Annotated in this window: 22 protein-coding genes and 2 pseudogenes; 9 read left to right on the top strand and 15 right to left on the bottom strand. The window is 64.2% G+C overall.

Features of this window, described 5'->3' with window-relative positions; genetic code table 11:
* Positions 1-169 precede the first annotated feature (169 nt).
* Both metK and trmB read left to right on the top strand, forming a co-directional pair.
* The gene (gene metK, locus N0Q91_RS15880; RefSeq protein ID WP_100669750.1) at positions 170-1450 is read left to right on the top strand and encodes a methionine adenosyltransferase; all 1281 of its coding nucleotides are present in this window, start codon (positions 170-172) and stop codon (positions 1448-1450) included.
* A 224-nt stretch (positions 1451-1674) separates the two neighbouring features.
* Entirely contained in the window at positions 1675-2373 is a 699-nt protein-coding gene (gene trmB, locus N0Q91_RS15875; RefSeq protein WP_275596886.1) for a tRNA (guanine(46)-N(7))-methyltransferase TrmB, read from the top strand.
* A 130-nt stretch (positions 2374-2503) separates the two neighbouring features.
* On the opposite strand, the gene N0Q91_RS15870 is transcribed toward trmB, so the two are convergent.
* Together N0Q91_RS15870 and N0Q91_RS15865 are read right to left on the bottom strand one after the other, a co-directional pair.
* On the bottom strand, positions 2504-2761 hold the full coding sequence (locus tag N0Q91_RS15870; RefSeq protein ID WP_275596885.1) for a BQ00720 family protein: 258 nt from the start codon (positions 2759-2761) through the stop codon (positions 2504-2506).
* Between the two features lie 48 nt (positions 2762-2809).
* Positions 2810-3240: pseudogene (locus tag N0Q91_RS15865) on the bottom strand (Hsp20 family protein).
* Positions 3241-3404: 164 nt separating this feature from the next.
* Here N0Q91_RS15865 and N0Q91_RS15860 point away from each other — a divergent pair.
* Complete coding sequence (locus N0Q91_RS15860) at positions 3405-4349, top strand: nucleoside hydrolase (protein ID WP_018094018.1); 945 nt, start codon at positions 3405-3407, stop codon at positions 4347-4349.
* 81 nt (positions 4350-4430) lie between these two features.
* Here the strand turns inward: N0Q91_RS15860 and N0Q91_RS15855 are convergent, their stop codons facing one another.
* The 3 genes from N0Q91_RS15855 to N0Q91_RS15845 form a co-directional block, all read right to left on the bottom strand.
* Positions 4431-6797 carry a methyl-accepting chemotaxis protein gene (locus tag N0Q91_RS15855; RefSeq protein WP_275596884.1) on the bottom strand — a complete coding sequence of 789 codons (2367 nt, stop codon included), beginning with the start codon at positions 6795-6797 and terminating at the stop codon, positions 4431-4433.
* Positions 6798-7144: 347 nt separating this feature from the next.
* On the bottom strand, positions 7145-8044 hold the full coding sequence (locus N0Q91_RS15850) for a ribokinase (protein ID WP_275596883.1): 900 nt from the start codon (positions 8042-8044) through the stop codon (positions 7145-7147).
* Between the two features lie 103 nt (positions 8045-8147).
* Complete coding sequence (locus N0Q91_RS15845) at positions 8148-9353, bottom strand: DNA recombination protein RmuC (RefSeq protein WP_275596882.1); 1206 nt, start codon at positions 9351-9353, stop codon at positions 8148-8150.
* A gap of 149 nt (positions 9354-9502) precedes the next feature.
* On the opposite strand from N0Q91_RS15845, the gene def reads away from it, so the two are divergent.
* From def to truA, 3 genes are all read left to right on the top strand, one after another.
* Positions 9503-10027: a peptide deformylase gene (def, locus tag N0Q91_RS15840; protein ID WP_003527648.1), complete on the top strand. Its 525-nt coding sequence runs from the start codon at positions 9503-9505 to the stop codon at positions 10025-10027.
* A gap of 114 nt (positions 10028-10141) precedes the next feature.
* The gene (fmt, locus tag N0Q91_RS15835; protein ID WP_275596881.1) at positions 10142-11077 is read left to right on the top strand and encodes a methionyl-tRNA formyltransferase; all 936 of its coding nucleotides are present in this window, start codon (positions 10142-10144) and stop codon (positions 11075-11077) included.
* Positions 11077-11820, top strand: a complete 744-nt coding sequence (truA, locus tag N0Q91_RS15830; protein ID WP_275596880.1) for a tRNA pseudouridine(38-40) synthase TruA — start codon at positions 11077-11079, stop codon at positions 11818-11820. Before fmt ends, truA begins: the two co-directional genes overlap by 1 nt.
* Before the next feature lie 201 nt (positions 11821-12021).
* Here the strand turns inward: truA and N0Q91_RS15825 are convergent, their stop codons facing one another.
* The 5 genes and pseudogenes from N0Q91_RS15825 to N0Q91_RS15805 form a co-directional block, all read right to left on the bottom strand.
* Positions 12022-12618, bottom strand: coding sequence for a hypothetical protein (locus N0Q91_RS15825; protein ID WP_018094024.1), 597 nt, complete (start codon positions 12616-12618; stop codon positions 12022-12024).
* Positions 12605-13799, bottom strand: a pseudogene (gene dapE, locus N0Q91_RS15820) (succinyl-diaminopimelate desuccinylase). The gene N0Q91_RS15825 and the pseudogene dapE overlap by 14 nt, the downstream one beginning before the upstream one ends.
* 185 nt (positions 13800-13984) lie before the next feature.
* Positions 13985-17170 (bottom strand): efflux RND transporter permease subunit, encoded by a 3186-nt coding sequence (locus N0Q91_RS15815; protein ID WP_100669743.1) that lies wholly within the window; start codon positions 17168-17170, stop codon positions 13985-13987.
* A gap of 131 nt (positions 17171-17301) precedes the next feature.
* On the bottom strand, positions 17302-18516 hold the full coding sequence (locus N0Q91_RS15810; protein ID WP_018094027.1) for an efflux RND transporter periplasmic adaptor subunit: 1215 nt from the start codon (positions 18514-18516) through the stop codon (positions 17302-17304).
* A 51-nt stretch (positions 18517-18567) separates the two neighbouring features.
* The gene (locus tag N0Q91_RS15805; RefSeq protein ID WP_100669742.1) at positions 18568-19383 is read right to left on the bottom strand and encodes an alpha/beta hydrolase; all 816 of its coding nucleotides are present in this window, start codon (positions 19381-19383) and stop codon (positions 18568-18570) included.
* Positions 19384-19522: 139 nt separating this feature from the next.
* On the opposite strand from N0Q91_RS15805, the gene N0Q91_RS15800 reads away from it, so the two are divergent.
* Entirely contained in the window at positions 19523-20431 is a 909-nt protein-coding gene (locus N0Q91_RS15800; RefSeq protein ID WP_100669741.1) for a LysR family transcriptional regulator, read from the top strand.
* A 10-nt stretch (positions 20432-20441) separates the two neighbouring features.
* On the opposite strand, the gene N0Q91_RS15795 is transcribed toward N0Q91_RS15800, so the two are convergent.
* A complete protein-coding gene (locus N0Q91_RS15795) occupies positions 20442-20846 on the bottom strand; it encodes a winged helix-turn-helix transcriptional regulator (RefSeq protein ID WP_198516588.1) in 405 nt (134 codons plus the stop codon).
* An 87-nt stretch (positions 20847-20933) separates the two neighbouring features.
* On the opposite strand from N0Q91_RS15795, the gene N0Q91_RS15790 reads away from it, so the two are divergent.
* Complete coding sequence (locus N0Q91_RS15790) at positions 20934-21251, top strand: DMT family transporter (RefSeq protein ID WP_018094031.1); 318 nt, start codon at positions 20934-20936, stop codon at positions 21249-21251.
* A 64-nt stretch (positions 21252-21315) separates the two neighbouring features.
* On the opposite strand, the gene N0Q91_RS15785 is transcribed toward N0Q91_RS15790, so the two are convergent.
* The 3 genes from N0Q91_RS15785 to dapD all read right to left on the bottom strand — a co-directional run bounded on the left by N0Q91_RS15785 (position 21316) and on the right by dapD (position 24607).
* On the bottom strand, positions 21316-23208 hold the full coding sequence (locus N0Q91_RS15785) for a DEAD/DEAH box helicase (protein ID WP_275596879.1): 1893 nt from the start codon (positions 23206-23208) through the stop codon (positions 21316-21318).
* 152 nt (positions 23209-23360) lie between these two features.
* A complete protein-coding gene (locus N0Q91_RS15780; RefSeq protein ID WP_275596878.1) occupies positions 23361-23747 on the bottom strand; it encodes a DUF805 domain-containing protein in 387 nt (128 codons plus the stop codon).
* 2 nt (positions 23748-23749) lie between these two features.
* Positions 23750-24607 carry a 2,3,4,5-tetrahydropyridine-2,6-dicarboxylate N-succinyltransferase gene (gene dapD, locus N0Q91_RS15775; RefSeq protein ID WP_026168518.1) on the bottom strand — a complete coding sequence of 286 codons (858 nt, stop codon included), beginning with the start codon at positions 24605-24607 and terminating at the stop codon, positions 23750-23752.
* A 294-nt stretch (positions 24608-24901) separates the two neighbouring features.
* On the opposite strand from dapD, the gene N0Q91_RS15770 reads away from it, so the two are divergent.
* Positions 24902-25801, top strand: a complete 900-nt coding sequence (locus tag N0Q91_RS15770) for an LOG family protein (protein ID WP_100669738.1) — start codon at positions 24902-24904, stop codon at positions 25799-25801.
* On the opposite strand, the gene N0Q91_RS15765 is transcribed toward N0Q91_RS15770, so the two are convergent.
* A complete protein-coding gene (locus N0Q91_RS15765) occupies positions 25802-26515 on the bottom strand; it encodes a pyrimidine 5'-nucleotidase (RefSeq protein ID WP_100669737.1) in 714 nt (237 codons plus the stop codon).
* Positions 26516-26594 lie beyond the last annotated feature (79 nt).

The following is a 26594-nucleotide window of genomic DNA, read 5'->3' as shown; positions in this document are numbered from 1 at the left end:
GCGGCTCACTCCCGCGAGCGAAAATTTTCCCTCAAGTCCGCATTTTCGGGAAAGCGGAACGTCGCAGTGATGCCGATATAAAGATATATTTATGTCGTTGTGTGCTTGTTTTTCACCGGCAAAACCACTAAACGTTTGGACCGCTTCTTTCATTGAGGGGACTTCCCGCATGCGCGCAAACTACCTGTTCACAAGTGAATCCGTAGCCGAAGGTCATCCGGACAAAGTGTGTGACCGTATCTCCGACGAAATCGTGGATCTGGTCTACCGCGAAGCCGCAAAGACCGGCGTCGATCCGTGGACTGTGCGCATCGCCTGTGAGACGCTGGCGACGACCAATCGTGTGGTCATCGCCGGAGAGGTCAGGCTGCCGCCGAGCCTTCTCAAGAAAGACAAGAACGGCGTCGACGTCATCAATCCCTCGAAGTTCAAGTCGGCGGCCCGCAAGGCGATCCGCGACATCGGCTATGAGCAGGACGGCTTCCATTGGAAGACTGCGAAAATCGACGTTCTTCTGCACTTCCAGTCCGCACACATCGCGCAGGGCGTGGATAATGCCGCCGACAAGCAGGGCGAAGAAGGCGCGGGCGATCAGGGCATCATGTTCGGCTATGCCTGCCGCGAGACCGCCGAGCTCATGCCGGCGCCGATCTACTATTCGCACCGCATCCTCAATCTGCTCGCCGCGGCCCGCAAGAAGGGCGAAGGCGAAGTCGCCAAGCTTGGTCCGGACGCCAAGAGCCAGGTGACGGTGCGGTACGTCGACGGCAAGCCGGCCGAGGCCACCTCGATCGTTCTTTCCACCCAGCATCTCGACGAGAGCTGGGATTCCACCAAGGTCCGCTCCGTGGTCGAACCCTATATCCGTGAGGCGCTCGGGGACCTGAAGATCGCCGACGACTGCACCTGGTACATCAATCCTACCGGCAAGTTCGTCATCGGTGGACCGGACGGCGACGCGGGCCTTACCGGCCGCAAGATCATCGTCGACACCTATGGCGGCGCGGCTCCGCATGGCGGCGGTGCCTTCTCCGGCAAGGACACGACCAAGGTCGACCGCTCGGCCGCCTATGCGGCCCGCTACCTTGCCAAGAATGTCGTAGCGGCGGGCCTCGCCGAGCGCTGCACCATCCAGCTTTCCTACGCGATCGGCGTAGCCCAGCCGCTGTCGATCTATGTCGACCTGCACGGCACCGGAAAGGTCTCGGAAGATCAGGTGGAGAGCGCCATCCGCAAGACGATGGACCTGTCGCCGACGGGCATCCGCCGCCATCTCGACCTCAACCGGCCGATCTATGCCAAGACCTCCGCCTACGGCCATTTCGGCCGCAAGGCCGGCCGCGACGGTTCCTTCTCCTGGGAGAAGCTCGACCTGGTCAAGCCGCTGAAAGAGGCGATCGAGAGCGACTCCTCGTCCGTCAACGGAAGAGCGGCGAGCCGCGCGGCGTAAGCCCTGCCGGCGAGGCAGCTTCGGAAGAAGCCGCGTATTGAAGATATCGCAGCCGCCTGTTATCAGCCGTGGCAACAGTCAGGCGGGCGCTCCGGAGAGGAGCGTCCGCCTCCTTCATTGTGATTTCGGGCTTGGCTCGATCGGAAATCATGGATGCGGAGCTGGATGAGGAAAACGATGTGCGTCCTCTACCCGCAGCCTGCTTCATCTATGGGAAGAACGACATGACCGAAACGCGCGGTGCCAGAGCAACGGAGGCTTTCTTCGGCCGCCGCAAGGGCAAGCCCTTGCGGGAGCGCCAGGCGGCCCATCTCGAACACCTGCTGCCCCTTTTGAAGCTCGATCTCGAGAAGCCGGCTCCGGCCGATCTGACGGCCCTTTTTCCCGAGCCCGTCGAAAGAATCCGCCTGGAGATCGGCTTCGGCGGCGGAGAGCACCTGATCCACCGTGCTGCGGAAGACCCGGCGACCGGCTTCATCGGGGTGGAGCCCTTCGTCAATTCGATGGCGAAGCTGCTCGGGCAGATCGAGGCGAAGGCGATCAGGAACGTCCGCCTCTACGATGACGACGCGACGCAGGTGCTGGATTGGCTGCCGGCGGCATCCGTCGACCAGATCGACCTGCTTTATCCCGATCCATGGCCGAAGCGGAAGCACTGGAAGCGGCGTTTCGTCTCCGCGGTCAATCTCGACCGCTTCGCACGCATCCTGAAGCCGGGCGGCGTCTTCTGCTTTGCCTCGGACATCGACAGCTATATCAACTGGACGCTCATCCATTGCCGCGACCACGCGGCTTTCGAATGGACGGCGGAGACAGCGGCCGACTGGCTGACGCCTTTCGCCGGATGGCCGAGCACGCGCTACGAAGCCAAGGCCCGCCGGGAAGGGCGCAGTTCGGCCTATCTGACCTTTCGGCGTAGGTGAACCGGGCGTCTGGAGTTGGCCCCTCATCCGACCTGCCGGCCACCTTTTCCCGCGCGCGGGGCGAAGGGGATTCGCGGCCGCTGCCTAAGTCCCCTCTCCGTCTGCGAGGAGAGGGGCAATTCTTACCCGCTCAATGCAAAGTGACGGTGCGAAGGTCGTCTTCCGCCGCCTTGAAGAAGGTGCTGGAGCGGTTGTCCGTCAGCAGGATAGGCGTTCCATCGGCGCCGAACAGGGCCCACAGATCGATTCCAGGCCCCATCTCGGGCGCTTCCGGAAAGCAACGGGAGACCTCCTCAGAACGCATCTTGCGGATATAGCCGACCTCGCCTGCGCCAAGATGCGCAAGGTCGTTCTTCGACAGCGATGTGTCGATGGCTTTCAGTCCCATGGTCATGCTCCGTGGTCGCCGGCGCAGGAAAAAATCTCGCCGGTTATCCTATTCTGGGACCGAAATATTAATTTTCTTTACCATACGGGCGGGCTCGGGGCGCACCAGGTCCACCGCAAGGAGGCCGTTGCGCAATTCCGCGCCGAGAACCTGCATTCCATCGGCCAGCACGAAGGTCCGCTGGAACTGCCGGGCGGCGATGCCCCGATGCAGATATTCCCTTTCGCCGGTCTCGATCTGACGGCCGCGGATCACGAGCTGGTTTTCCTCGGTCGTCACGTCGAGGTCTTCCTCCGAGAAGCCCGCGACCGCGAGCGTTATGCGCAGGCGTTCCGGCGCGTCGGCGGCAGAATCGCCGCGAATTCGCTCTATATTGTAGGGGGATAGCCGTCATTGCCCTTCGCGATGCGCTCAAGGGTCTTTTCCATGCTGTCGAAACCCACCAGAAGCGGGCTCGTAAAAGGCGTTATTCTGCTCATTCTCCAAGCCCTTGCAGCTCAAGCGACCATGTGTCGGACCTGCCAAGCAGCATCCTGCCTGCAATATGGTGGCTGTGTGCAGTGAGTGCAAGCGGCTTGCCTCCGCAGGCCGCGCAAATCATAGTCTCTGACTTGAGAGCGACGGTCCTGCAGGGAGATGAAAAGTGTCAAGCGCAAGAAAAATCATCATCGACACGGATCCGGGCCAGGACGACGCGGCGGCAATCATGCTGGCCCTCGGCAGCCCGGAGGAAATCGAGGTCCTCGGCATCACCGCGGTTGCCGGCAATGTTCCGCTGACACTGACGGCCCGCAATGCCCGCATCGTCTGCGAGCTCTGCAACAGGACCGACGTGAAGATCTTCGCAGGTGCCGAGCGGCCGGTCGCCCGCCCGCTCGTCACGGCCGAGCACGTGCACGGGAAGACGGGGCTCGATGGCCCTGCGCTCGACGAGCCGACGATGCCGCTTCAAGAGCAGCACGCCGTCGACTTCATCGTCGAAACGCTGCGTGCGGAGGCGCCGGGCGCCGTGACGCTTTGTACGCTCGGACCGCTGACGAATATCGCGCTGGCCTTGACGAAGGCTCCGGAAATCGCGCCTTCGATACGCGAGCTCGTGATGATGGGCGGTGGCTTCTTCGAGGGCGGCAACATAACGCCTGCGGCGGAATTCAACATCTATGTCGATCCGGAGGCAGCCGAGATCGTCTTCCGCTCCGGCATCCCGATCGTGATGATGCCCCTCGATGTCACCCATCGCGTTCTGACACGGAAGGTTCGCGTGGAGAAAATCCGCGCGATCGGCAACCCGGCGGCAGCGGCCCTTGCCGAGATGCTGGAATTTTTCGAGCGTTTCGACATCGAGAAATACGGCACCGACGGCGGGCCGCTGCACGATCCGACCGTGATCGCCTATATCCTGCGGCCGGAGCTATTCACAGGGCGGGACTGCAACGTCGAGATCGAAACGGCGTCTCCGCTCACCACGGGCATGACCGTGGTCGACTGGTGGCAGGTCACCGGCCGGGCGCACAACGCCAAGGTCATGCGGCACATCGACGACGAGGGCTTCTTCGAGCTCTTGATCGAGCGGTTGGCCCGTCTCTGAGAGCCATGTACGCCTTGCCCGGAAAAGACGACGGCGCCCGATGAGGATCGGACGCCGTCTTGCAGCCGGTGCGGGCCGCGATCAGAATTCTTCCCAGTTGTCCTGCGCGAGCGCATTGGCGCCGGATGTTTTGGCAAGCACCTTTTGAGTCGAATTCGAGTAGGCGGCACTGCGCGGCGCCTGGGCGGGACGATTTTCCGCGGGGGCAGCCGCACGCATCCGCTCGGCCGTACCGCGCAGCATTTCGGCCGGGGCCTGGGTCTGCACCGCCTGCGGGGCGATCTGGAAACGGGCGACCAGCGCGCTTAAGGCGCGAGCCTCGTCGTTCAGCGCCATGCTGGCGGCCGTCGTCTCTTCCACCATGGCAGCGTTTTGCTGTGTCACCTGGTCCATCTGATTGACGGCGGAATTGATCTCCTTGAGGCCCACCGCCTGCTCCGAGGCGGAGCTTGAGATCTGGCGGATGAGCCCGTTGATCTGCACCACCTGCTCGGCGATCTTCTCGAGCGCGCCGCCTGCCTTGCCCACGAGGTCGACGCCCTCGCGAACCTGGCCCGCCGATGTATTGATCAGCGTCTTGATTTCCTTTGCGGCATTGGCAGAGCGCTGCGCGAGTTCGCGGACCTCCTGTGCGACGACCGCGAAGCCCTTGCCGGCATCGCCGGCGCGGGCGGCCTCGACCCCGGCATTGAGCGCCAGAAGGTTGGTCTGGAAGGCGATTTCATCGATGACGCCGATGATCCGGCTGACTTCATGCGACGACTGCTCGATGCCATTCATGGCGGCGATCGCCTTCTGCACCACCTCGCCGGACTGTTCCGCGTCGCTGCTTGCGACCTCGACGGATTTCGCGGCGACCTTGGCGTTTTCGGCGCTGGCGTTCACCTGCGAGGTCAGTTCGTCAAGGGCGGCCGCGGTCTCCTCGAGACTTGCTGCCTGCTGTTCCGTCCGATGCGACAGGTCGTTGGCGGCGCCTGAGATCTCGCTGGTGCCGCTGCCGATATTGACGACAGAGTGGTTGACGGTGCGGATCGTCTCTTCGAGGCTCTCCATCGTCGCGTTGAAATCGCGTTTCAGCTGGGCGTATTCGCCGGGGAAGTCGCCGGTAAGGCGGAAGGCGAGGTCGCCGGCGGAGAGATGCGACAGGGCCTTGCCGAGACGTGCGACGATGTCGCGCTGCAGAGCGCTGGCCTCGGTGCGTTCGTTTTCCGAACGTCCGCGTTCGAGTTCGGCCTGCTCTCTCTCGTGACGTGCCTCGCTTTCGAGCCGCCTGTTGTCGGCGAGCTGGTGACGGAAGCCCTCGAGCGACCTGGCGACGGCGCCTGTCTCGTCGGAGCGTTCCTGACCGGAAATCGGCCGGGTATATTCTCCGTTGCTGAGCGTCTCGACGTCGCCCACGAGGCCGGCAAGCGGCTTCTGGACGAAGCGGCGAACGGCGAAATAGAGGCCGGCGAGCACCGCGCCGAGGACGATCAGACCGCCGACGATCATCATATAGGTCTGATCGCGTACCGGCGCATTGATGGCTGAGCGCGGAACATCGACCAGAACCAGCCATTGCGCGCTCACGTCGGGCAGGCTGAAAGGATAGACCACACGGTCGAAAGGCTCGTTACCGTCGTAAGTCAGGTTCTCGATCATGCGGGGCGTGCCGGCGGAAAGGGCGTCTTTCACCAACTCGGCGCCTTCGCCGTCATATTCCTTCATCAGCAGTTCGGGGATGGGTGCGGCGAGCCACTTGCCGCTCTGCGACAGCAGGTAGACCCGGCCGGAGCCGAAAGGCTTGACCGCCGAGAGACGGTCGGCGAGTGCGGCGAGCGAAATATCGACACCCGAAACGCCGATCATTCTGCCGTTCGACATGACGGGATAGGCGATCGACGTCATCGTGGTCGGGACATCGGTGCCCTCGGCGAGATATGGCTGGGTGATGGCGCCCTTGCCGCTTTTCGCCGCGAGGCCGTACCACTCGGCCGCATAATCGGCCTTGAACGTCGAGAGCTGGATATTTCCGTTGCGGTCCTTGGACCAATAGGGCGTGAACGCACCGTCGGCATTGCCGCCAAGCTCCGTGTTGTCGACGACGTCCTTCCCGTCATAGGCCTTGGGCTCTTCGGCGAACCAGCTGCCGAAGGCAAAGCCATGCTGCTCCAGGTTGGCCTTCAGGAGATTGATTGCGCCTGCGCGGTCGGTGGACTGTCCGGCATGGCCGCGCCCGAGAACGCCCGACATGGTCCGCGCGGCGGCGGCAAGTTCGCCGACGCTTCCCGCGATGTCGGCCGCGATCGCCCGCGCTTCCGTCTTCGCGCCGTCGAAGACCAGCGTTTCGACACGGTCCCGCGTCTGGGAGATAAGCACGTAATTCGACGCGAGCAGCACGAGGGCGATCGTGCCTCCCGTCACCGCGATCAATTTTGTCGCCAGCGATCTGGCTTGGAACTTGAACATGAAATCCTCACGCACTGAGAGGTCCGCAGGTGCTGAACCCGCGGCGCGACATATTCGGAACTGTGGGTGAAGCTCCCTCATGGAGCGCCAGATGCCGACCGGCATGGAGGAGCGGCCGAACCGGAGCTGGCCTTCTCGCTGACCTGATTAGACGATCAAAGATTAAAATACGGCCAACGCCGCACCTGATTCCGGGTTCAAGCGGCAGGATTTGCGCGGCGGCCTTGCCGGCGGGCGCTTATCTCACGGTCTTCCAGCGCGTTTCAATGTTTCATGGAAACACTGAAACAGTCTGAACCTGTGCGCTTCCGGACGGAAAACGGTGGCACACTTTCCTGGAAGGTGCGTCAGAGCCGGGCGGCGACGTCGGCGGCAAGCGGTATCGAGGGCTGCGCGCCGGGCTTGAGGCAGGCCAGCGATCCCGCAACCGCGGCGCGGCGGAGCGCCTCGGAAAAGGCGAGGCCGGCGTCGAGGCCGGCGGCGAGATAGCCGCAGAAGGTATCTCCGGCCCCGACCGTATCGACGGGCTCGATCGTGAGGCCCTTCGCGCGATGGAGTTCGCCTTCGTGAATCGCCACCACGCCCTCCGCGCCAAGCGTTACGATCACGGTCTGGCGGGTCTCGGCGTGCAGCCCCTTCATAGCCTCTTCCCGCTCGGCGCCGGCGATGCCCGCTTTGCCGGCGAGCAGCTCGAACTCGGTCTCGTTGGCAATGACGATATCGGCCGTGCGGCCGAGGCGCGCCGCATCCGGCGTCAGCGGCGCGATGTTGATGATCGATCGGACGCCGCGCCGTTTTGCTTCGGAGAGTGCCTTCTCCACCGAGGCGGCTGGAATTTCGAGCTGCAGCATCAGCGTGTCGGCAGCAGACATTCTTGCAACGGCGTTCGCGGCGTCGTCCTCGCTCACGCGTGCATTGGCGCTGGCGACCACAACGATGACGTTTTCGCCGTCGCCGCCGACGATGATATGTGCCGTGCCGGTCGGCTCGCCGACGGTCTTCGTCAGATCGAGATCGGTGCCGGCCTCCTTGAGCAGCGCCAGCGCGCCCTCGGCGAAGGCGTCGGAGCCGACGGCACCTGCCATGCGCACCGAGGCGCCGGCGCGGCGCGCCGCGAGCGCCTGGTTTGCGCCCTTGCCACCCGCCGCAGTGGAAAAGTCCATTCCGGCAACAGTTTCGCCGGGCTTCGGAAGGCGTGCGGTGGTGGCGATCAGATCCATGTTGATGGATCCAAAAACAGTGATCATGTGGAGGCGTCCCGTCGGCTTCTTTGTTTTTCGCCTGTCGTCATTCCAAACCGCTGCAGGGTTTCGGGCGACACACGCATTTGCCGGAGAGTGCCCGACGCCGTCAGTCCTCGTCAACCACTCTCAGCTTCAATTGCCCTATGCGCCCGTCCATCGGGCGCCCGCTGCCGTCGCCCGGCTTTTCGCCCTGTCTCGGATCGCCCTCGGCCTGCAGCTCGAGCGCCTCGATCTTGGCGCCCCGACGGGTCAGCTTGTCCGAGGAGATCAGGATGTCCTCGACATCCTTCTGCGTCATGGCGAAATGGCCCTGGAGCTTGCGTACGCGCTCATCGAGACGCGAGAGATCTTCCATCAGCCGTACGACTTCGCCCTGGATCAGGTGGGCCTGCTCACGCATGCGGGCGTCTTTCAGGATCGCCTGGATGACCTGGATCGAGAGGAGCAGGAGCGACGGAGAGACGATGACGATCCGCTGGCGGTGCGCCTTCTGGACGATCGCTTCGAAATGCTCATGGATTTCGGCGAAGATCGATTCGGAAGGAACGAAGAGGAAGGCCGTATCCTGGGTCTCGCCCGGCAGGAGATATTTGCCGGAGATATCGCGGATATGCACCTCCATGTCGCGGCGGAACGCCTGCGCGGCCTGTTGCCGCCGTTCGGCGCTGGCCGCGTCCCTCATGGAATTCCAGGCCTCGAGCGGAAACTTCGCGTCGATGACCAGCGGCGGCTGGCCGTTCGGCATGCGGATGGTGCAGTCCGGCCGCGCGCCGTTGGAAAGCGTCGCCTGGAAGGCGAAGGCGCCCATCGGCAGGCCGTCGGCGACGATCGCCTCCATGCGCGACTGTCCGAAGGCGCCGCGCGTCTGCTTGTTGGCGAGGATGCTCTGCAGCCCGGCCATATCCTTGGCGAGCGACTGGATGTTGTTCTGCGCGTTGTCGATCACCGCGAGCCGCTCCTGGAGCCGCCGCAGATTTTCGTGCGTCGCCTTCGTCTGCTCGCTGATCGAGGCGCCGATGCGATGCGTCATTCCGTCGATGCGTTGGCTGAGCGACTGGTTCAGTTCCGCCTGCCGGGCGCCCAGCACCTCGGTCATGGCGGCGATCCGTCCCTGCATCTCCGTCTGCGCCGCGATGAGCGCCGACATTTGCTCTTCGCGGTCGATCGCGCGAGCCGAACGGGCGCGCCGCACCATAATGGCCGAGAACAGCACCACGAGAAGGGCGGCGGCTGTGACGAGGTGGCCGGCCGTGACGGGCAGGGCGCCGACGAGGAACAGCGGCTGATCGAAGGAAAAGGGGATGGGCTCCATGGCCGCAGGCTAACAGATTCGCGTGCGAAAACCAGATCAAAACGAGAACATACATTTTCGCGTGCCGGTCGTTCCCACTTGGAGCGCCACGGGTTTCGCAATGGCAATTTTCTTGCGCGTCGAGGGAAAGATCGGCTATGGGGATCGACATGACGATCAAGCCGCTCATCATTCTTCCCGATCCGGTTCTGCGCCAGGTGTCGACACCGGTGGAGACCATTGACGCCGATATTCGCCGGCTCGCCGACGATATGCTGGAAACCATGTACGACGCGCCGGGCATCGGTCTCGCCGCGATACAGATCGGCGTGCCGAAGCGCCTCCTGGTTCTGGATGTGACGAAGGAGGGAGAGGAGAAACAGCCGCTCGTCTTCATCAATCCGAAGGTCGTCCGCTCGTCCGAGGAGCGTTCGGTCTATGAGGAAGGCTGCCTTTCGATCCCCGACTATTACGCCGAGGTCGAGCGACCCGCCGCGATCACGGTCGAGTATGTCGATCGCGAGGGCAAGGAACAGGCGGTCGAGGCCGAGGGCCTGCTCGCCACCTGCCTGCAGCACGAGATCGACCATCTGAACGGCGTCCTGTTCATCGATTACATCTCCAAGCTCAAGCGAGATATGGTGATTCGCAGGTTCACCAAGGCGGCCAAGACGCGCGGCGCAAAGGCGATCTGATCCGTTCATGTCTTAGGTCGACCCGGCCTGAAACATCGTGATCTAGCGTCGCGGCCGCGTTCGAGCTGGAGCGCCGCCCGCTCACGGGCAATCGAAAGAGACGGAGGCCGCCACTTGCCGCTTCGCATCATCTTCATGGGCACGCCGGAATTTTCCGTGCCGACGCTCCTGGCGCTCGCCGGGGCGGGTCACGAGATCGCCGCCGTCTACACGCAGCCGCCGCGGCCGGCCGGCCGGCGCGGCCTCGACCTCAAGAAATCCTCCGTGCATCAGGCTGCCGAGCGCCTCGGCATTCCGGTGTTGACGCCCGTCAACTTCAAGCACGCCGCGGACCGTCAGACCTTCCGGGATTTCGGTGCGGACGTGGCGGTCGTCGTTGCCTACGGGCTGCTGCTGCCGGAGGAAATACTCTCCGGCACCCGCTTCGGCTGCTATAACGGCCATGCCTCGCTCCTGCCGCGCTGGCGGGGGGCGGCGCCGATCCAGCGGGCGGTCATGGCCGGCGACCGTGAGACCGGTATGATGGTGATGAAAATGGACAAGGGGCTCGATACCGGCCCCGTCGCTCTCGCGCAGTCGGTTCCGATCGACGAGACGATGACGGCCGGCGAATTGCACGACCGGCTGATGCAGGTCGGAGCGGTGCTGATGACGGAGGCCATGGCCAGGCTCGAGGCCGGCGAGCTTCCGCTCGCGCCGCAGGCGCAAGAGGGCGTCGCCTATGCCGCCAAGATTTCGAAGGAAGAGACCCGCATCGATTTCTCCCGGCCGGCGGCCGAGGTGCACAACCATATCCGCGGCCTCTCGCCTTTTCCCGGCGCCTGGTTCGAACTCGACATTGCCGGCCGCCACGAACGCGTCAAGGTGCTTGGCTCCGAGATGTCGGAAGGGAAAGGTGCTCCCGGAGAAGTGCTTGATAGTACTCTCAGCATCGCCTGCGGAAAAGGCGCGGTGCGGCTGACGAGATTGCAGCGTGCGGGCGGCAAGGCGCTCGCCTCGGCCGATTTCCTGCGCGGCACGCCCATCGCTGCCGGCGCGAGGATCGCCTGATGCCCCGCTATCGCCTGACCGTCGAATATGACGGTTCCGATTATGTCGGCTGGCAGAGGCAGGACAACGGTCCCTCGATCCAGGGCGCGATCGAGAAGGCGGTCCTGTCGCTCACCCGCGAGACGGTCTCGATCCGCGGCGCCGGGCGCACCGATTCCGGCGTTCATGCCAGCGGGCAGGTGGCGCATCTCGATCTCACGCGCGAGTGGAAGTCGTACACGCTGCAAAACGCCCTCAACGCGCATCTGGCGCTCGCCGGCGAGCGGGTGTCGATCCTCGATGTCGCGGAAGCCCCCGGCGGTTTCGATGCGCGTTTCTCTGCAATCCGCCGGCATTATCTCTATCGGATCGTTTCCCGCCGGTCGCCACTGGCGCTGGAGGCGCGGCGCGCCTGGTGGGTGCCGAAGCCGCTCGATCACGACGCAATGCACGAGGCGGCGCAGCGCCTCGTCGGCCATCACGATTTCACCACCTTCCGCTCGGCCCACTGTCAGGCGACGAGCCCCTTGCGCACGCTCGACCGGCTGGACGTGACGCGTGTGGGCGAGCTCATCGAAATCCGCGCCACGGCACAAAGCTTTCTCCACAACCAGATCCGTTCCTTCGCGGGCTCCCTGAAGCTCGTGGGCGAGGGCAAATGGACGCCGGATGACCTGCAGACCGCACTCGAAGCACGGGACCGCAAGGCGTGCGGCCCGGTCGCCCCGCCGGACGGGCTTTACTTCATGCGGGTGGATTACTAGCTGGAAACAGCAGCCCCTCATCCGGCCTGCCGGCCACCTTCTCCCCGCACGCGGGGCGAAGGGACAAGCGGCGCTCGCTCGGTTCACCTTTCACGCAAGCGGCTGCACGGAGCGCGAAGAGCATGCCGCTTGTCCCTTCTCCCCATCATATGGGGAGAAGGTGCCGGCAGGCGGATGAGGGGCTTTCACGAACGCCGCCGCTCAACCCGGCATCAAGCCGAGCAGGCGCTGCAGGAACTGCATGATCATCAGCGGTGACAGCAGAAAGATCGCGGCAAGGGCGGCGGCGAGCAGGTTCTGCTTGGCGGTAACGGTCCGCAAGAGGCGGAAGAGCAGCGCGGAGCTGGCGACGAGCAGCAGAAGCCACAACAGGGCTGCCATACCGGCGCTGCCGGGTATGACCAGCAGCAACGCGGCCGGAACCGCCATGGCATAGGTCAACGGGACCTGGAGCCAATTGGTCGTGACGATTACCGGCACCACCAGGACGGAAAAGCCGAGCGGGCGCGAGAGGACGGCAATCAGCACGATCGGCAGCAGCCAGCTCACGAGATCGACGGCGAGAAGCTTCCCGAAGAAGCCGATGCCGACTGTCGTGCCGGTCGGCATCACCGAGAGATAATAGAGCCGCCATGAGGCCCAGCCGACGGCCAGCGCCGGCAGCGTCCAGAGGATCGCCGTGAAGGAGCGCCACAACCCGCTCTCGCTGATGTCCAGCCAGCGATAGCCTTCGTGGTTGCCCTGGATCAGCAGCCACAGCCCCTTGATATAGACAAGGACTTCCTCAAGCAGCGGCATGACCGAACCAGCGGGCGATGAAGGTTTCGTAGATCCCGGTCAGGGTTTCGAGATCGGCAAGGGCGACGCGTTCGTCGACCATGTGCATGGTCTTGCCGACGAGGCCGAATTCGACGACCGGGCAATAGTCCTTGATGAAGCGCGCGTCCGATGCTGCCGCCGGTGGTCGACAGCTGCGGCTGCCGCCCGGTGACGGCCTCCACGGCACCTGAAAGCGAATCGATGAGCGCGTTGTTGCGCGTCAGGAAGACATGGCTCGGACGCTCGTTCCAGACGATTTCGTATCTGGCCGGAGCGCGGCCGGGCCTCAGCGCGCTGTCGGCTGCTGCGCGGTCGAGACGCGCGACGATCTCCGCCATCAGGCTTTCGGCCGTCCAGCGGTCGTTGAACCGGATGTTGAAGGCGGCGCTCGCCCTCGCGGGAATGACGTTGACCGCGGAATTGCCCACGTCGATGGTCGTGACTTCGAGGTTCGAAGGCTGGAAATTTTCCGTTCCGTCGTCGAAGGGCGGGTCCATCAGGGCCTTTGCGAACTGCAGGATGCTGCGCACCGGATTGTCCGCAAGATGCGGATAGGCCGCGTGGCCCTGGACGCCGTGAACGGTGATCCGGCCGGAGAGCGACCCGCGCCGGCCGATCTTGATCATGTCGCCGATGCCGTCCGGATTGGTCGGCTCGCCGACGAGACAGGCGTCCCAGCGCTCGCCCCTTGCCGCCGCCCATTCGAGGAGCTTCACCGTGCCGTTGATCGCCGGGCCTTCCTCGTCGCCGGTGATGAGGAAGGAGATCGAGCCCTTAGGCGCGCCATGCTTCTCGATATGGCGGGCGACGGCCGCCACGAAACAGGCAATGCCGCCCTTCATGTCGACTGCGCCGCGTCCGTACATTTCACCTTCGGCGATCGCGGCGGAGAAGGGCGGTCGACTCCAGGCGGCCTCGTCGCCGACCGGCACCACATCGGTGTGACCGGCGAACATCAGATGCGGTCCGTCGCCTCCGATCCGGGCATAAAGGTTTTCGATGTCGGGCGTTCCGGGTTCCTTCGCCACGACCCGGTCGACCTTGAAGCCGACCGGTGCCAGCATGGCTTCAAGAGTCGTCAGCGCGCCTCCCTCGGCGGGTGTGACGGAGGGGCAGCGAATGAGGGCAGCGAGATTGGAGACGGGATCGGTCGGGAACATGGAAGGTATGCCTGCGAAGCCGGTGGGCCAGAAAAGGTAGTCCGGGAACAGAGATTGCCGGTTTATCCGATCAGCCACCCGCTGTCACGTCCGATGAGCCCGGTGGGCTTCGCAGGGCGCTGAAAGAGAACGGGCCGGACAGATGTCCGGCCCGCCATCGACCCCGTTTTGGGGGGCAGGAAAGGCTACTCGCCGGGGGCGAGATGCGGGGCTTCGATATGCGCTCCCGTGTGCTTCAGAGGCCTTTCGCCGGAAAGCTTGCGGATGAGCACATAGAAGACGGGCGTCATGAAGATGCCGAAGGCCGTGACGCCGATCATCCCGGCAAACACCGCCACGCCCATGGCTGAGCGCATTTCCGCCCCGGCGCCGGTGGAGGTGACGAGCGGCACGACGCCCATGATGAAGGCCATCGAGGTCATCAGGATCGGTCTGAGCCGGAGGCGGCTCGCCTCGATCGCGGCACTGACGGCATTGCTGCCGGACAGTTCCAGTTCGCGGGCGAATTCGACGATCAGGATCGCGTTCTTCGCCGACAGACCCACCAGAACGATGAGGCCGATCTGGGTGAAGACGTTGTTGTCGCCGCCGGTCAGCCAGACGCCCGTCAGCGCCGCCATGATGCCCATCGGCACGATCAGGATGATCGCGATCGGCAGCAGCAGGCTCTCATACTGGGCCGCAAGCACGAGATAGACGAGCAGCAGCGCCAGCGGAAAGACGAGAATGCCCGAATTGCCGGCGAGGATCTGCTGATAGGTCAGATCCGTCCACTCGTACGAAATGCCGGGCGGCAGCGTCTCGGCCGCAATCCGCTCGATGGCCGCCTGCGCCTGGCCGGAGGAGAAGCCGGGTGCCGGTCCGCCATTGATGTCTGCGGCGAGGAAGCCGTTGTAGCGGATCGCCCGCTCGGCGCCGACCGTCTGCTCCACGTTGAGCAGGGCCGACAGCGGAATCATCTCGCCCGTCTGCGAACGCACCTTCAGCTTGCCGATGTCGTCGGCGTGGCTGCGATAGCTCGCATCGGCCTGGATGCGCACGCTGTAGGTGCGGCCGAACGCGTTGAAGTCGTTGACGTAGAGCGAGCCCAGATAGATCTGCAGCGTCTCGAACACGTCCGTGACCGCGACGCCGAGCTGGCGCGCCTTGGTGCGGTCGAGGTCGGCATAGAGCTGCGGCACGTTGATCTGGTAGCTCGAATAGAGTCCGGCGAGTTCGGGTGCCGCCATCGCCTTGGCGAGGACGGCCTTGGTCGCATCGTCAAGCGTCCGGTAGCCGAGGCCGTTCCTGTCCTCGATCTGCAGCTTGAATCCGCCGGTCGTGCCGAGGCCCTGGACGGGCGGTGGCGGGAACATGGCGATGAAGGCATCCTGGATCGCACCGAACTCCTGGTTCAATTGCATGGCGATGGCGCCGCCCGAAAGTTCGGGCGTCGTACGCTCCTCGAACGGCTTCAGCGACACGAAGACGATGCCGGAATTGGACGAGTTGGTGAAGCCGTTTATCGACAGGCCCGGGAAGGCGATGGCGTGTTCGACGCCCGGGTGCTTGAGGGCGATCTCGCTCATGCGCCGGATGACGTCTTCCGAGCGATCGAGCGTCGCCGCGTCCGGAAGCTGCGCGAAACCGATGAGATATTGCTTGTCCTGGGCCGGCACGAAGCCGCCGGGCACCGCGCGGAAGAGCACGAAAGTGACCCCGAGGAGGACGACATAGACGCCCATGACCAGCGACTTGCGGGTAAGGATGCCGCCGACGCCGCGGCCATAGGCCTCCGAACTCGCTCCGAAGAAGCGGTTGAAGCCGCGGAAGAACCAGCCGAACAACCGATCCATGACCCGCGTCAGACGGTCCTTCGGGGCGTGGTGGTCCTTCAGGAGAAGGGCGGCGAGCGCCGGCGAGAGCGTCAGCGAGTTGAGGGCTGAGATCACCGTCGAGATCGCGATGGTCAGCGCGAACTGGCGGTAGAACTGGCCGGTGAGCCCGGTGATGAAGGCGAGCGGCACGAATACCGCGACGAGGACCAGCGCGATCGCGATGATCGGCCCAGACACCTCCTGCATGGCGCGATAGGTTGCCTGCACCGGCGAGAGACCCTGGGAGATGTTGCGTTCGACGTTCTCGACGACGACGATGGCGTCGTCGACGACGATGCCGATCGCCAGCACCAGGCCGAAGAGGCTGAGCGCGTTGATCGAGAAGCCGAAGACATACATCACCGCGAAGGTACCGACGATCGAGACGGGCACGGCAACGAGCGGGATGATCGAGGCGCGCCAGGTCTGCAGGAAGACGATGACGACGACGACCACGAGCGCGATGGCTTCGAGCAGCGTGTGGATGACCGATTCGATCGACGCCCGGACGAACTGCGTCGTGTCGTAGACGATCTCGTAATCGACGCCATCCGGCATGGTCTGCTTCAGCTCGGCCATGACCTTGTGGACGTTTTCGGAGATCTGGATGGCGTTGGAGCCGGGCGCCTGGAACACGCCCATGCCGACGGCAGCCTTGTTGTCGAGAAGCGAGCGCAGCGAATAGTCCGCCGCCCCCATTTCGACGCGGGCGACGTCGCCGAGGCGCGTGATCTCCCCGCTATCGCCCGATTTGACGACGATGTCGGCAAAATCCTCGGGCGTCTTGAGGCGGCCCTGAGCGTTGACGGAGAGCTGCAGGTCGAGGCCGGGAACCGACGGCGAAGCCCCGATGACGCCGGCGGCTGCCTGGACGTTCTGCCCACGGACGGCATTGGCGATGTCGCTCGCTGCAAGCCCGCGCTCTGCGGCCTTTTCGGGGTCGATCCAGACGCGCATGGAATAATCGCCGCCGCCGAAGATCTGCACCTGGCCGACGCCGTCTACGCGCGCCAGCCGGTCCTTGACGTTCAGGACGCCGTAATTGCGCAGATAGTTGATGTCGTATTGCCCGTTGGGCGAAATCAGGTGCACGACGAGCGTCAGGTCGGGCGAGCTCTTGACGGTGGTGACGCCGAGCCGGCGCACCTCTTCCGGCAGCCGCGGCTCGGCCTGCGAGACGCGGTTCTGCACCAGCTGCTGAGCCTGGTCCGGGTCGGTTCCGAGCTCGAAGGTGACGGTCAGCGTCATCAGACCGTCGGCGGTCGCCTGGCTCTGCATGTAAAGCATGCCCTCGACGCCGTTGATCTGCTCTTCGAGCGGCGTGGCGACGGTTTCGGCGATGACGGCCGGGTTGGCGCCCGGATATTGCGCCCTGACCACGATCTGCGGCGGCACGACTTCCGGATATTCGGAAATCGGCAGGCCGGTCATGCCGATCAGGCCCGCGACGAAGATGATCACGGAGAGAACGCCCGCGAAGACCGGGCGGTCGACGAAGAAGCGTGAGAAATTCATGGCATCCCCCTTGGGAACTTCAGGCAAGCAGGGAGCGTCTGCGGCGAAAATGTTCGCTGCGAGCACCGGTGCATGCCGTAGGAATGTGTTGTGGGCGCCCTGCCTCTATGGTCCGGCAGGGCGCAGGCGCTTTATGGCTTGGCGATCGAGGCGGTCGCCTGTTCGGCCGGCTGCGGGGCAACCACGACTCCGGGGCGCACGCGCTGCAGGCCGTTGACCACGATGTTCTCACCCGGCTTCAGGCCGTTCTCCACGATCCGCAGACCGTCCGCGACTGGCCCGAGCGTGACCTGGCGGTACTCCACCTTGTTATCGGCGCCGACGACCAGGACGAATTTCTTGTCCTGATCCGAGCTGATGGCGCGGTCGCTGATCACCAGCTTTTCCTCGGGCTGCGGATCGCCGATCCGGATTCGCACGAACTGGCCCGGGATCAGGCGGCCATCGGCATTGGCGAGTTCCGCCCGAAGGCGAATCGTGCCGGTTGCCGCGTCCACCTCGTTGTTGATGAGCTGGATATGGCCGGTGATCGGCGTTCCCTCGTCGGCGGAAGTGCCGACCTCGACGGGAATGCGTTCGATCGCCTCGGTCCTTGCCGCCGAGGCGGAAAGCTTTGCCAGGGCTGCCGCCACGACCTCTTCGCTGGCATTGAAGCTGGCATAGATCGGGTCGACGGATACGAGCGTGGTCAGCACCGGCGAGGCGGAGCCGGCGGAGACCAGATTGCCCGCCGTCACGTTGAGCCTGCCGACGCGGCCGCTGATCGGCGCACGCACTTCGGTATATTCCAGATCGAGTCTGGCGGTCTGGAGGGCGGCCTTCGCCGAGCGGAGGTTCGCCCGCGCCTCGTCGTAGACGCTGAGCCTCTGGTCGACCCCGCTCTGTGGGATAGCGTTGGTGGTCACCAGTTTGCGGCCGCGTTCGAGTTCGGTCTTGGCCAGCGCGACACGGGCCTCGGCTGCGGCGACCTGAGCCTCGGCGCGCTCGACTGCTGCGGCAAAGGGTTCGGGGTCGATCGTCACGAGCAGATCGCCCTTCCGGACCAGCGCGCCTTCACGGAAATGGGCGCTCAGGATGGCGCCGCCGACGCGGGGACGGATCTCGACGCGCTCGATCGCTTCGAGCCGGCCGGAGAAGCTCTCCCAGGTCGTGATGCGGCGCGATTCGGCCTTGGCGACGGAAACCGGAACGGCCGGCGGGGTCGCTGCTGCTGCGGGCGCTTCGGTCGCGGCATCCGCCTGGAAACGCTGGGGCAGCCCGAAGAAGACGGCTGCGCCGCCGCCGACGGACAAAAGGATGCTCAAGCCGGCGCCCCACAGGACCCGGCGGGTTACTGTCGATGTCATGTTTTCTCCTCGCCGGTTGGGAGCCCGGCTCTGTGCTTACTGTTTTATCTGTTACTCTTTGGCCGGCTTCGCTCCCGCCTGCTTGAAAAAGCGGGAAAAGATGCCGGATAGGATTTCTTCGTGCGATGGCAAGATTTCCTGCGCCGCACCGCCCACAGGCAGCCATGAGGCACGCCCCGGCAGCACATGCGTTTCCACCGGAACGCCGGCCTTGCGGAGACGCTCGGCATAGGCTTCGGCCTCGTCGCGCATCGGACACTCCTCGCTGGTGACGACGAGGGCCGGAACGAGACCGCCGAGCCGGCTGCAATGGCCCGGCGCTGCATAGGGATGCGTGAGCCCACTGCGCTCGCCGAGATATTGTTGCCAGCCTTCGGCGATCGATTGCACCGAACTCTGCGGACAGAACTTGCGAAAAGAAGCCGTTGCCAGGCATGGGTCGAGCAGCGGCGACAGCAGGATCTGGCCTTTGAGGTCGGTCAGAAACTGATCGCGCGCCATCAGCGCCAGGCCGGCCGCAAGATTGCCGCCCGCCTCTTCGCCGGCGACGAACAGCATCGACTTCTTGTGCGCGAACTGCGGACAGCGGCTGCGCATCGACGAAAGCATCGCATAGGCGCAGTCGAGTGCCGCCGGAAACGGGTTCATGCACGCGGAAGGATATTCCGGCGAGATGACGACCGCGCCCGCGGCCGCCAGGGAGTTGGCCACGTTTTCGCCCGCCGCGATCGAATCGTCGACGAAGCCGCCGCCATGGAGATGCAGTACGATCGGCGGCGGCGCGAGCAGCGATGCGCCGCGGTAGACACGGGCGCGGCACGAGCCTTTGCTCGTCTGCATCGTCTCTTCCGTAAATTGCGCGTTCATCTCTCTTGTCTCCGCCACGGGTGAATCCCTAGATGAGGGACAACTCGCGATGTTTGCAGCATATCATTGTCTTTCGTCTGGAATAGTCCGCGGGTTGTGATTACACTATTCGGTATTTCGAACAATTCGGTTATTGAAAATGGACCAACTCACGGCCATGCGCGCCTTTCTTCGGGTTGTGGAGACCGGCAACTTTACCCGTGCCTCCGCCTCCCTCAACATGCCGAAGGCGACCGTCACCAATCTCATCCAGGGACTGGAGGCGCATTTGCGCACGAAACTGCTCAATCGTACCACGCGGCGCGTCCTGGTGACGCCGGACGGTGCGCTTTATTACGAACGCGCCGCACGGCTGCTTTCCGACCTCGACGAACTGGACGGCAGCCTCTCGACGGCCCAGAGCCTGCCGAAGGGCCGGCTGAGAGTCGAGACGGCAAGCGCCTTCGCCAATCTGGTAATCATTCCGGCGCTGCCCGAGTTCCACGAGAAGTACCCTGATATCCAGATCGATCTCGGGGTTTCCGACCGAACGATCGACTATCTCGCGGAGAACGTCGATTGCGCCATACGTGCCGGTACCCTGACGGATCAGTCGCTGATCGCCAGGCGCATCACGGAGATGAAGTTCGTCGCCTGCGCCTCGCGGGATTTTCTCGAGCGGCACCCGGTGCCGCAGCACCCTTCCGATCTGGAGAAGAATTGCTACGTGGTCGGCTATTTTCTGCCGAAGACCGGTCAGCAGATGCCGTTCCATTTCCGGCGCGGCAACGAGGAGATCGAGGTCAGTGGACGCTATACGGTGGCTGCGAACGAATCGACCACCTATCTTGCCGCCGCCCGGGCGGGATTGGGCGTCATCCAGGCGCCGCTCTTCATGGTGCGCGAGGACCTTCGCAGCGGGACGATGGTTCCGGTTCTGCCCGACTGGCAGGTCGAGCCGATGCCGATCTATCTCGTCTATCCGCCGAACCGTCATTTGAGCAGCCGTTTGCGCGTTTTCGCCGATTGGGTCGTGAAGGTCATGGCGCAGTCGCAGAACGGCGAGTGACGACCCGTTCTCACCTGTTCGTCTGCGCGTCGTAGCGCTCGCGCGCGGCGTCGAGCTTCCCGAAATGCGTCTCCGCCCAGCGGTCGAGCACGACCAGCGCTTCGCTCAGCGAGCGGCCCACCTCGCTCAGCCGATATTCGACATGCGGCGGCACGGTCCCCTTGTCCTCGCGGATCACCAGCCCGTTTCGCTCCAGTTCCTTCAGCGTCTGCGTCAGCATCTTCTGCGAGACGTCGCCGAGCCTGCGCATGAGCGCGGCGTTGCGCATCGGGCCGGACTCCAGCGCGGAGATGATCAGCATCGCCCATTTGCTGGCCACGAGCTCCAGCGCGTGACGCGAGGAACATGTCGGATCGAAAACACTGGGCGTCGATTGCATGGCGGTCGGGGGCGTGGAAGCCGGGTTCGCAGACATTGTGACGGTTACCAAAAGGTGCGTAATTGCACTTCGGTGCCCATGCTACAAGATTGACGCCAGAGTTCAAATCATTGGAGAACAGGAATGGCGTGGATCATGCTTGTGGCGGCGAGCGCCGTCGAGATCGTCATGGGGCTTGCGCTCAAATATGCAGACGGCTGGACCCGGCCGGTGCCCAGCATCATCGGCGTGGGCGCGGCATTGGGCAGTGTCTATCTGCTCACCATCGCGATGCGCGACCTGCCTGCCGGCACGGCCTATGCCGCATGGACCGGCATCGGCGCGGTCGGCATCACCGTGCTCGGCATGGTTCTCTTCGGCGATCCGGTGTCCTGGCTCAGGCTTGCCTGCATTGCCATGATCATCGTCGCCGTCGCAGGTCTGCGCTTCCTGGAGGCCTGATCCGTAGGGGGTTCATCTCAAGGTTTCCCGCCGCGATGCCGATCACCCGGCGGGAAATGCCATCTCAAGGCTGGCGCTTCTTGGCGTTGTTGCGCTTGGCACCAGGCTTGAAGTCGCCGGTTTTCTGCGCTTCGGGCTTGCCCTTCTTTTTGCTCCAGGGCTTCGCGCCCCGGCTGTCCGGATGCGCATCCTGCGCGACGGGAGGCTGCTTGTCGAACTTGCGCTTCGGCTTGAAGTCCTTGTGCTCGCGCTCCGATGCGGCCGCCGGCGGACGCTTTTTCTCGAAGTCCGGCTTGTCCTGCCGCGGCCTGGAGGTATCCGGGGCACCGGGAAGGGTTTTGACGCGAATGCCCTTTTCCAGCAGCCGGTTCGGGCCGATCGCGGCAAGAAGGCGTTCTGCGCCGTCGGCCGTCATCTCGACATAGGTTTCCTCGGGCTGCATGCGGATCGCGCCGATATCGCGCTTGCTCAGCTTGCCGTAACGGCAAAGCATCGGGATCAGCCAACGGGGCTCGGCGTTCTGCTTGCGCCCGACGGAGAGGGAAAACCACTGGCCGTCGGCGAAGTCGGCTCGCGGAGCCGGGTCGCTGTCGGCCGTGAAAGCCGGGCCGTCGCGACGCGGTTTCCTGCGATCGTCGTAGACGGCGACCTCCACGAGCTCCTCCGGAGCGGAACGGTTCGAGCGGAACTGCCGGACGAAGGCCGCGGCGATCTTTTCCGCCCCGTACCGGCTGATCAGCGTCTCGACGATCGCCTGTTCATCCTCGCGCGGCGCTTCGGCAAGGGCTGGATCGGCGGCGATGCGCTCGTCGTCGCGGCGTGCCACCTCGTCGGCCGACGGGGGCTTTGCCCAGGCGGCGGTAATCCGTGCGTTTTCAAGCAGCCGCTCGGCCTTGCGGCGGGCATTCACGGGCACGATCAGCGCGCTCACGCCTTTCTGGCCGGCGCGACCGGTCCGGCCGCTGCGATGCAGCAGCGTGTCGGAGTTGGTCGGCAGGTCGGCATGGATCACGAGCTCGAGGCCCGGAAGGTCGATCCCGCGCGCCGCAACGTCGGTCGCGATGCACACGCGGGCGCGGCCGTCGCGCATGGCCTGCAGTGCGTGGGTGCGTTCGTTCTGGCTGAGCTCGCCGGAGAGCGCCACGACCGAAAAGCCGCGATTGTTGAAGCGGGCGGTCAGATGGTTGACCGCGGCGCGCGTCGAGCAGAAGACGATCGCATTCCTCGCTTCGTAAAAGCGCAGCACGTTGATAATGGCATTCTCACGGTCGCTCGGCGCCACGAGCAGCGAGCGGTACTCGATGTCGCCATGCTGCTTCTGCTCGGAGGTGACGCCTATGCGGACGGCGTCGCGCTGGTAATTCTTGGCGAGCGTCGCGATCGAGCGCGGCACGGTGGCAGAGAACATCAGCGTGCGGCGATCCGCCGGCGACGCCTCGAGAATGAACTCCAGGTCCTCGCGGAAACCGAGGTCCAGCATCTCGTCGGCCTCGTCGAGTACGACGGCCTTCAGTCCCGATATATCGAGCGATCCACGGCGGATATGGTCGCAAAGCCGCCCCGGCGTGCCGACAACGATATGGGCGCCGCGTTCCAGCGTGCGCCGTTCACTGCGCATATCCATGCCGCCCACGCAGGAGGCGATGGTGGCCCCCGCCATCTCGTAAAGCCAGTCGAGCTCGCGCATGACCTGCAGCGCCAATTCGCGCGTCGGCGCGATGACAAGTGCAAGCGGTGCGCCGGCCTGCGCGAATTTCCTCGCCGAACCGATGAGCGTCGGCGCCAGTGCGAGGCCGAAGGCCACGGTCTTGCCGGAGCCGGTCTGGGCGGAGACGAGCGCGTCGGCGGTGCCGAGCGACGGATCCAGCATGGCTTGCTGAACCGGCGTCAGCGTCTCGTAACCGCGTTTTGCCAACGCCTCGGCGATCGCCGGCGCGATCCCTGCGAATTCTGTCATGTCTCTTCTTTCGGATTTCGGTTGTCGTCGGCGGAAGAGCGGACCTCGGTGCAGGCCGTCATCAGGCGTCGATTGCCGCGGCCAACGTGGTCGCGGCCCTATTCAGTTGCCGCGCTACATACTTGGTGAGCGTTGAAATGTACAGGGCGGAATCAATCTCCGGCCGGCGCGTTGCGGCGGCTGCCATATTCGTTTGCCCTGTTTGCGCCCGGCCAGAGGCAGAGACCGATGAAAACGATCGGGCTCAGAACCGGGATGAAGAGGCAGAGCGCCAGCGGACCGGGATAGCCGATATCGTGCAGGCGCTTGATCGCCAGCATGGCGATGGAGACGGTCGAAAGCACGCCGGAGACGATCAGAGCCAGCGTCGAGAACGCGAGCGCCGCGTCGTCCACCTCGTTCTTCATCATCTGCGCCAGGAAGATGGAGCCGACGGCGAACCAGAAGAGCCAGGCGAGGAGAAAAGGCAGGCGGCCGATACGGCCGGAGGGGCTGAAGAACAGCCACGTCATGCTCGGCTGCCGCCCCTCCTTGGCCATCGTCAGTCCCGGAGCAGTTCGTTGATGCCGGTCTTGGAGCGGGTCTTCTCGTCGACCCGCTTGACGATCACGGCGCAATAGAGGTTCGGCGCCGGCTGCCCATTGGCCATGGTGGAGCCGGAAGCCATGGAGCCGGCGACGACGACGGAGTAGGGCGGCACTTCGCCATACATCACCTCGCCCGTCGCGCGGTCGACGATTTTCGTCGACTTGCCGATGAAGACGCCCATGCCGAGCACCGAACCTTCGCGGACGATGCAGCCTTCGACCACCTCGGAGCGGGCGCCGATGAAGCAATTGTCCTCGATGATGGTCGGCCCGGCCTGCATCGGCTCCAACACGCCGCCGATGCCGACGCCGCCGGAAAGATGCACGTTCTTGCCGATCTGCGCGCAGGAGCCGACGGTCGCCCAGGTGTCGACCATCGTACCCTCGCCGACATAGGCGCCGAGATTGACGAAGGAGGGCATCAGCACCGCATTCGGTGCGATATAGGCGGAGCGGCGGACCACGCAGTTCGGAACGGCGCGGAACCCGGCCTTCTCGAATTCGTTGACGCTCCAGCCGTCGAATTTGGAGGGGACCTTGTCCCACCAGACGGCTTCACCCGGGCCGCCCTTGACGAGTTCCATCGGATTGAGGCGGAAGGAGAGGAGCACCGCCTTCTTGAGCCACTGGTTGACCGTCCAGGTGCCGTCCTCACCCCGTTGCGCGACGCGTACCTTGCCGCTGTCGAGCAGGTTCAGCGCCGTTTCCACGGCGTCGCGAACCGCGCCGCGGGTGCCGGTGTTGACGGCGTCGCGCCCTTCGAAAGCGGTCTCGATCGTCTGCGACAGGGAGGCGAGGTCGTGGTTCGTCATCGGAATTCCTTCGAGTTCGGCGTTGTGCTGCAAGCTCTACTGCATAATTCCCCGAATCGGAACCAGCTTCACGGATTATGCAGCGATTCAAGATGTCGCGCGGCTTCGCCGAAACGTCTCGCCCATGGAGCATGATCCTCAAAAAGTTGAAGGCCTTTTCGGCTCGCGCTCCTCAACGGGACTTGGCAAGTCTCGACTAATCCGGCAGTAGGGACGCCTCTATGACCGAGAAAGACCCGAAGGGACGCGTCCGGACGAGGTCTCGGGTGTTCGAAACGCGACGGGAAACGAAACATGGCACGCATGAAGAAGCGGACTCTGCGCCGCAAGGATGGGGTCTGGGATCCGCTGGCAGACAGCTCCCAGAGCAGGCAACGTGCATCGAGCGTGCCTCTGACGCCGCAATCGGCTTCGCCCACCTATCGTCTCGCCTATATCGACGACGATTTCCTGTGTCGTGAGGAACTGAGGCCCGTCCGCCTGCAGCTCGAGCTCCTGAAGACCGAGATGATGCTCGAGGAGCGCGGTATCAACTCCACCGTGGTGATGTTCGGCGGGGCGCGCATTCCGGAGCCCGGCGGCGAAGCCTGGGCCGCCAAGAACGACATCCAGCGCAAGAATCTCGAGGCTGCGTCGGTCTATTATGACGAGGCGCGCAAGTTCGCGCGATTGTGCTCGGAGCAGTCGGCAAAGCTCGATTACAAGGAATATGTGGTGGTCACGGGCGGCGGTCCCGGCGTCATGGAGGCGGGAAACCGCGGCGCAGCCGACGTCGGCGCACCTTCGATCGGCCTGAACATCGTGCTTCCGCACGAGCAGGCGCCGAACCAGTTCGTCACGCCGGACCTGTCCTTCAATTTCCACTATTTCGCCATCCGCAAGATGCATTTCCTGCTGCGCGCCAAGGCGGTCACGGTCTTTCCCGGCGGCTTCGGCACGCTCGACGAGTTGTTCGAAACCATGACGCTGATGCAGACCGGCCGGCTTGCCCTGGTGCCGCTCATCCTGTTCGGCGAGAAGTTCTGGCGCAGCATCATCAATTTCGAGGCGCTGGCCGAGTTCGGAACCATCGCGCCCAACGACATCGACCTGTTGCACTTCGTGGAGACGGCCGAAGAGGCATGGGAGATCATTGCCGGGTTCTACGAGAAGGTCGACCCCCGCTCGGTCCCGATGGCGTCCGGACGGCGGTAGTTACGCGGTCGAAACCACACCGCGCAGGAAAGCCGCCAGATCTTCCGTGACGTAGTCGATCTGATCGTCCGCGTCGCTCGACGTTTCCCAGGCCTCGGCAAATTCGTATTCGAGATTGCGCGGCACGAGCAGCACCGTCTTCATGCCGAGCGCCTTCGGGACGACCAGATTGCGCGGCAGATCCTCGAACATGACCGCATTCGCCGTGTCGATGCGGTGAAGGCCCATGAACTTGTCGTAGGTGTCGCCGGCGGGCTTCGGTATGAAGCCGGCGGCGACGATGTCGAAGATATCGTTGAAATGGTCGAGGATGCCGAGCGCCCGCGCGGTCATCTCCGCATGGGCGACGCTGCCGTTGGTAAAGATGAACTTGCGTCCGGGCAGCGCCTTGATCGCCTCGCCGAGCGCCGGGTCGGCCGGCACCACGCTGTAGTCGATGGCGTGGGCTCTTTCGAGGAAATCGTTGGGGTCGATGCCGTGATGAAGCATCAGGCCCTGAAGCGTGGTGCCGTGGTCGCGGTAGTATTCCTTCTGCAGCTTCTTCGCCTCCGCAGGCTCCAGCGACAGGAGTTCGGCAACATAGGCCGTCATGTTGCGGTCGATCTGTGAGAACAGATTGACGTGATGCGGATAGAGCGTGTTGTCGAGGTCGAAGACCCAGTCGGTGACATGGGCGAATTCGGCGTGGGTCGGCAGGCGGTCGAGCTTCTTCATGGCGGGTTTATGACACGGGCGGCCTTGCGAAGCAAAACGGTTTGTTCACCTGTGCCCCGATTGGTCATGGATTGTTTTC

This window comes from Sinorhizobium prairiense, from assembly GCF_029201645.2.
Taxonomy (GTDB): domain Bacteria; phylum Pseudomonadota; class Alphaproteobacteria; order Rhizobiales; family Rhizobiaceae; genus Sinorhizobium; species Sinorhizobium meliloti_A.
The sequence above is the reverse complement of the archived record's forward strand: the minus strand, read 5'-3'. Positions and strand labels throughout refer to the sequence as shown.

Bases quoted from the DNA above. Each gene is read 5' to 3' on its own strand.
- N0Q91_RS15845 (WP_275596882.1), bottom strand. From the start codon at position 9,353: ATGGAGCCCATCCCCTTTTCCTTCGATCAGCCGCTGTTCCTCGTCGGC.
- N0Q91_RS15770 (WP_100669738.1), top strand. From the start codon at position 24,902: ATGGCACGCATGAAGAAGCGGACTCTGCGCCGCAAGGATGGGGTCTGG.
- dapD (WP_026168518.1), bottom strand. From the start codon at position 24,607: ATGACGAACCACGACCTCGCCTCCCTGTCGCAGACGATCGAGACCGCT.
- N0Q91_RS15790 (WP_018094031.1), top strand. From the start codon at position 20,934: ATGGCGTGGATCATGCTTGTGGCGGCGAGCGCCGTCGAGATCGTCATG.
- N0Q91_RS15855 (WP_275596884.1), bottom strand. From the start codon at position 6,797: ATGTTCAAGTTCCAAGCCAGATCGCTGGCGACAAAATTGATCGCGGTG.
- N0Q91_RS15810 (WP_018094027.1), bottom strand. From the start codon at position 18,516: ATGACATCGACAGTAACCCGCCGGGTCCTGTGGGGCGCCGGCTTGAGC.
- N0Q91_RS15780 (WP_275596878.1), bottom strand. From the start codon at position 23,747: ATGGCCAAGGAGGGGCGGCAGCCGAGCATGACGTGGCTGTTCTTCAGC.
- metK (WP_100669750.1), top strand. From the start codon at position 170: ATGCGCGCAAACTACCTGTTCACAAGTGAATCCGTAGCCGAAGGTCAT.
- N0Q91_RS15800 (WP_100669741.1), top strand. From the start codon at position 19,523: ATGGACCAACTCACGGCCATGCGCGCCTTTCTTCGGGTTGTGGAGACC.
- N0Q91_RS15815 (WP_100669743.1), bottom strand. From the start codon at position 17,170: ATGAATTTCTCACGCTTCTTCGTCGACCGCCCGGTCTTCGCGGGCGTT.
- N0Q91_RS15765 (WP_100669737.1), bottom strand. From the start codon at position 26,515: ATGAAGAAGCTCGACCGCCTGCCGACCCACGCCGAATTCGCCCATGTC.
- N0Q91_RS15825 (WP_018094024.1), bottom strand. From the start codon at position 12,618: ATGCCGCTGCTTGAGGAAGTCCTTGTCTATATCAAGGGGCTGTGGCTG.
- N0Q91_RS15785 (WP_275596879.1), bottom strand. From the start codon at position 23,208: ATGACAGAATTCGCAGGGATCGCGCCGGCGATCGCCGAGGCGTTGGCA.
- N0Q91_RS15805 (WP_100669742.1), bottom strand. From the start codon at position 19,383: ATGAACGCGCAATTTACGGAAGAGACGATGCAGACGAGCAAAGGCTCG.
- N0Q91_RS15850 (WP_275596883.1), bottom strand. From the start codon at position 8,044: ATGATCACTGTTTTTGGATCCATCAACATGGATCTGATCGCCACCACC.
- truA (WP_275596880.1), top strand. From the start codon at position 11,077: ATGCCCCGCTATCGCCTGACCGTCGAATATGACGGTTCCGATTATGTC.
- trmB (WP_275596886.1), top strand. From the start codon at position 1,675: ATGACCGAAACGCGCGGTGCCAGAGCAACGGAGGCTTTCTTCGGCCGC.
- N0Q91_RS15795 (WP_198516588.1), bottom strand. From the start codon at position 20,846: ATGTCTGCGAACCCGGCTTCCACGCCCCCGACCGCCATGCAATCGACG.
- N0Q91_RS15870 (WP_275596885.1), bottom strand. From the start codon at position 2,761: ATGGGACTGAAAGCCATCGACACATCGCTGTCGAAGAACGACCTTGCG.
- def (WP_003527648.1), top strand. From the start codon at position 9,503: ATGACGATCAAGCCGCTCATCATTCTTCCCGATCCGGTTCTGCGCCAG.